The sequence below is a fragment of the Microcystis sp. LE19-195.1E genome (genome assembly GCF_027532095.1).
In the GTDB taxonomy this organism is placed as follows: Bacteria; Cyanobacteriota; Cyanobacteriia; order Cyanobacteriales; family Microcystaceae; genus Microcystis; species Microcystis aeruginosa.
The window spans coordinates 1-3375 of the sequence record NZ_JAPZSZ010000329.1; the positions used below are offsets into that span (position 1 = coordinate 1).

Here is a 3375-nt window from a genome sequence, read left to right on the forward strand (position 1 = left end):
TATTTCTTTATACATCTAAATTTAGCTTTATTCATCCCTCTTTGATTACAAAAGATGATAACAAAGCTGATTTCTCAACAGAAAAACTTATCTTAAATTCGGGCTGATTTTTGAGAGTTTTTGTTTTTTACTTTTTCAGCAGACCCTATTTAGGAATATATGTCAAGACAAAAAAAGTTCTCAATGTGGATGACTGATAAAGAGTATGAGCGATTAAAAGCTTATGCAGAGAAAGAAGGAGTATCAATGGCAGAGATTCCGCGGGACTATATCAAAACTTTGGATACAACGGGATAAATCCCTTAGTCTCGCTCCACAGCCGGTTCCGTTAAAACGGACTGGCTATCTCTCGCTCGGCAATTTTTTCGCTATTGACGGCCTTTGATGATGAATGTCAAGAACTCCCCAATGATTCCGTGTTGAAGGGGAGCAAAAAGCTGACGGCTGACAGCTGATAGCTCTTTATTGCTAACCGGACTGACGATGATCTATTCTGTATCCTAGCCTGACTCGCCAATCCCCACCGCCAAAAAAGAATAATGTACTGCGATTACCTGGTTCAAATCCTCACCGCACGCGTCTACGATGTCGCCCAAGAAACCCCCTTGGAACTTGCCCCCAATCTCTCCCAACGCTTGCACAATCAGCTTTTACTCAAGCGCGAGGATATGCAGTCGGTTTTCTCCTTTAAACTGCGCGGCGCATACAACAAAATGGCGCATTTGTCAAGGGATTTGTTACAAAAAGGTGTAATTGCTGCTTCGGCGGGAAATCATGCCCAGGGAGTCGCTTTGGGGGCGCGGCAATTGGGAACCCAAGCGATTATCGTTATGCCTGTCACCACTCCGCAAGTCAAAATCGACGCGGTAAAAGCCCGGGGCGGGATTGTCGTCCTGCACGGTGACACCTACGATGATGCCTACACCTACGCGCAGCAGTTAGAAGCGGAAAAAGGCTTAACTTTTATCCATCCCTTCGATGACCCGGAGGTAATCGCCGGCCAGGGTACGATCGGTATGGAAATTTTACGACAATATCAGCAACCGATCGAGGCGATTTTTGTCGCTATTGGTGGCGGTGGCTTAATATCAGGTATTGCAGCCTATGTCAAGCGTTTACGTCCAGAAATTAAAATTATCGGGGTGGAACCTGTGGACTCAGACGCGATGAATCAATCCCTAAAAGCCGGTTATCGGCTGCGTTTGTCCCAAGTGGGATTATTTGCCGATGGGGTGGCGGTGCGCGAGGTGGGAGAGGAGACTTTTCGTCTCTGTCAGCAGTATGTGGACGAGATTATCCTCGTGGATACGGATGATATCTGTGCGGCGATTAAGGATGTTTTTCAAGATACACGCTCGATTTTAGAACCTGCGGGGGCGTTAGCGGTAGCAGGAGCGAAAGCTTATGTAGAAAGAGAAGGAATTGAGGATAAAACCCTCGTTGCTGTGGCTTGTGGGGCGAATATGAACTTTGATCGTCTGCGGTTTGTGGCGGAAAGGGCGGAATTAGGGGAACGGCGCGAGGCGTTGTATGCTGTGACTATTCCCGAACAACCGGGCAGTTTACGGCGTTTTTGCGAATGTGTCGGCAAACGCAATTTAACCGAATTTAGTTATCGTATTGCCGATGAAAAAGAAGCACATATTTTTGTCGGCGCCCAGATCGAAAATCGCACTGATGCCAAGAAATTAGCCGAGAGTTTTGAAGCTTGCGGCTTTAAAACCCTCGATATTAGTGATGATGAATTGACTAAACTGCATCTGCGCCACATGGTGGGAGGGCGATCGCATTTAGCCGATCATGAATTATTTTACCGCTTCGAGTTTCCCGAACGACCGGGGGCTTTAATGAAATTTGTCGCCTCCATGAGTCCCCACTGGAATATCAGCGTTTTCCATTATCGCAATAACGGAGCCGATTACGGGCGCATCGTCGTGGGCATACAGGTCCCCCCCGATGAAATGAATCAATGGCAAGCTTTTCTCGATACTCTCGGCTATCGCTATTGGGATGAAAGTCAAAACCGGGCCTATCAGTTGTTTTTAGGTTAGGGTTGGCTGAATAAATCTAAAAACCTTGTTGGATAAGGCTTTTAGACTTTTTTGACCTCAAAAAGTGCTGACCATTGGAGTGATCGGGGGTAAAATTCAGGCACTTTTTCCCTGAAAATTAGGTAACTGACTACCTCAAAATCGGTAAAACCCTACACCCTACACCCTACACCCCACACCCTGCCCCCACTAACAAACTTTTTCAGCAAACCCTAGGTTAAATCGCCATTTTCAGGAAGTTATCAGCAGATGAATCAAGATTTTCCCCATATTTCCGTTTTGAGTCAAGAATTAATCGCCGGCTTAAATATTCAACCCGGGGGGCATTATCTCGATCTTACCCTAGGCGGTGGTGGACACAGCCGCTTGCTTTTAGAAGCTCATCCCGAAACGACAGTAACCGCCATCGATCGCGATCAAAGCGCCCTAGAAGCCGCTAAAATTAGTCTCGCCCCCCATCTAGATAGCCGTTTAACCCTCTGGTGGGGGAACTTCGCCGATTATAATGGACAAAATAGCAGTTTTGATGGCATTATCGCCGATTTAGGAGTCAGTTCTCCCCAATTCGATCAGAGCGAGCGCGGCTTTAGTTTTCGCCACACGGCAGCCTTAGATATGCGGATGGATCGCTGTCAATCCCTAACGGCAGCCGATATTATCAACCATTGGCAGGAAAAAGAATTAGCAGATCTTTTTTATCAATACGGAGAAGAACGTTTATCTCGTCCTATTGCTCGCTCGATCGTCCAAAAACGTCCTTTTACTACCACTACAGAATTAGCGGCTGTCATCGCTAGTTCTGTACCCGCTAGTTACCGTTATGGACGTATTCATCCGGCAACGCGGGTTTTTCAATCCCTACGCATCGCTGTTAACCAAGAATTAGATTCTCTGCAAAAATTGTTACATCAAGCCCCCCACTGGCTAAAATCCGGGGGAATTATCGCTATGATCAGTTTTCATAGTCTAGAAGATCGTCTGATCAAGTATGGCTTTCGCGAAGATAATTCCTTGAAAATTATCACGAAAAAGCCGATTATCCCCAGCCGAGAAGAACAAGCTAAAAATCCTCGTTCTCGTTCGGCTAAACTAAGAATAGCCCAAAAGATCGAATCAGAGGTTATCTGATAGCAGTTATCTTAATGGTGAGGTACAAACTCTCTGGTTTTGGGGAGTCGTTATCGGGAGCATCTCACTTACGCGATGAGTAATTATACTTAGCCTAAAAGCCACTCTTAATCGTGTCTTGGAACGAAATAGAGGCTTTTAAAGACTGCGTACATGGAGAATTAAAACAAGAATTACCCTCGAAAAGCCTATTTTT

At 45.8% G+C, this 3375-nt stretch carries 2 protein-coding genes; both read left to right on the plus strand.

Going from position 1 to position 3375, the window contains the following annotated elements; all coding sequences use genetic code 11:
* Nucleotides 1–539 precede the first annotated feature (539 nt).
* Nucleotides 540–2051: a threonine ammonia-lyase, biosynthetic gene (gene ilvA / locus O9300_RS17910; protein ID WP_190723088.1), complete on the plus strand. Its 1512-nt coding sequence runs from the start codon at nucleotides 540–542 to the stop codon at nucleotides 2049–2051.
* 249 nt (nucleotides 2052–2300) lie between these two features.
* Nucleotides 2301–3179: a 16S rRNA (cytosine(1402)-N(4))-methyltransferase RsmH gene (gene rsmH, locus O9300_RS17915; protein WP_287973107.1), complete on the plus strand. Its 879-nt coding sequence runs from the start codon at nucleotides 2301–2303 to the stop codon at nucleotides 3177–3179.
* Nucleotides 3180–3375 lie beyond the last annotated feature (196 nt).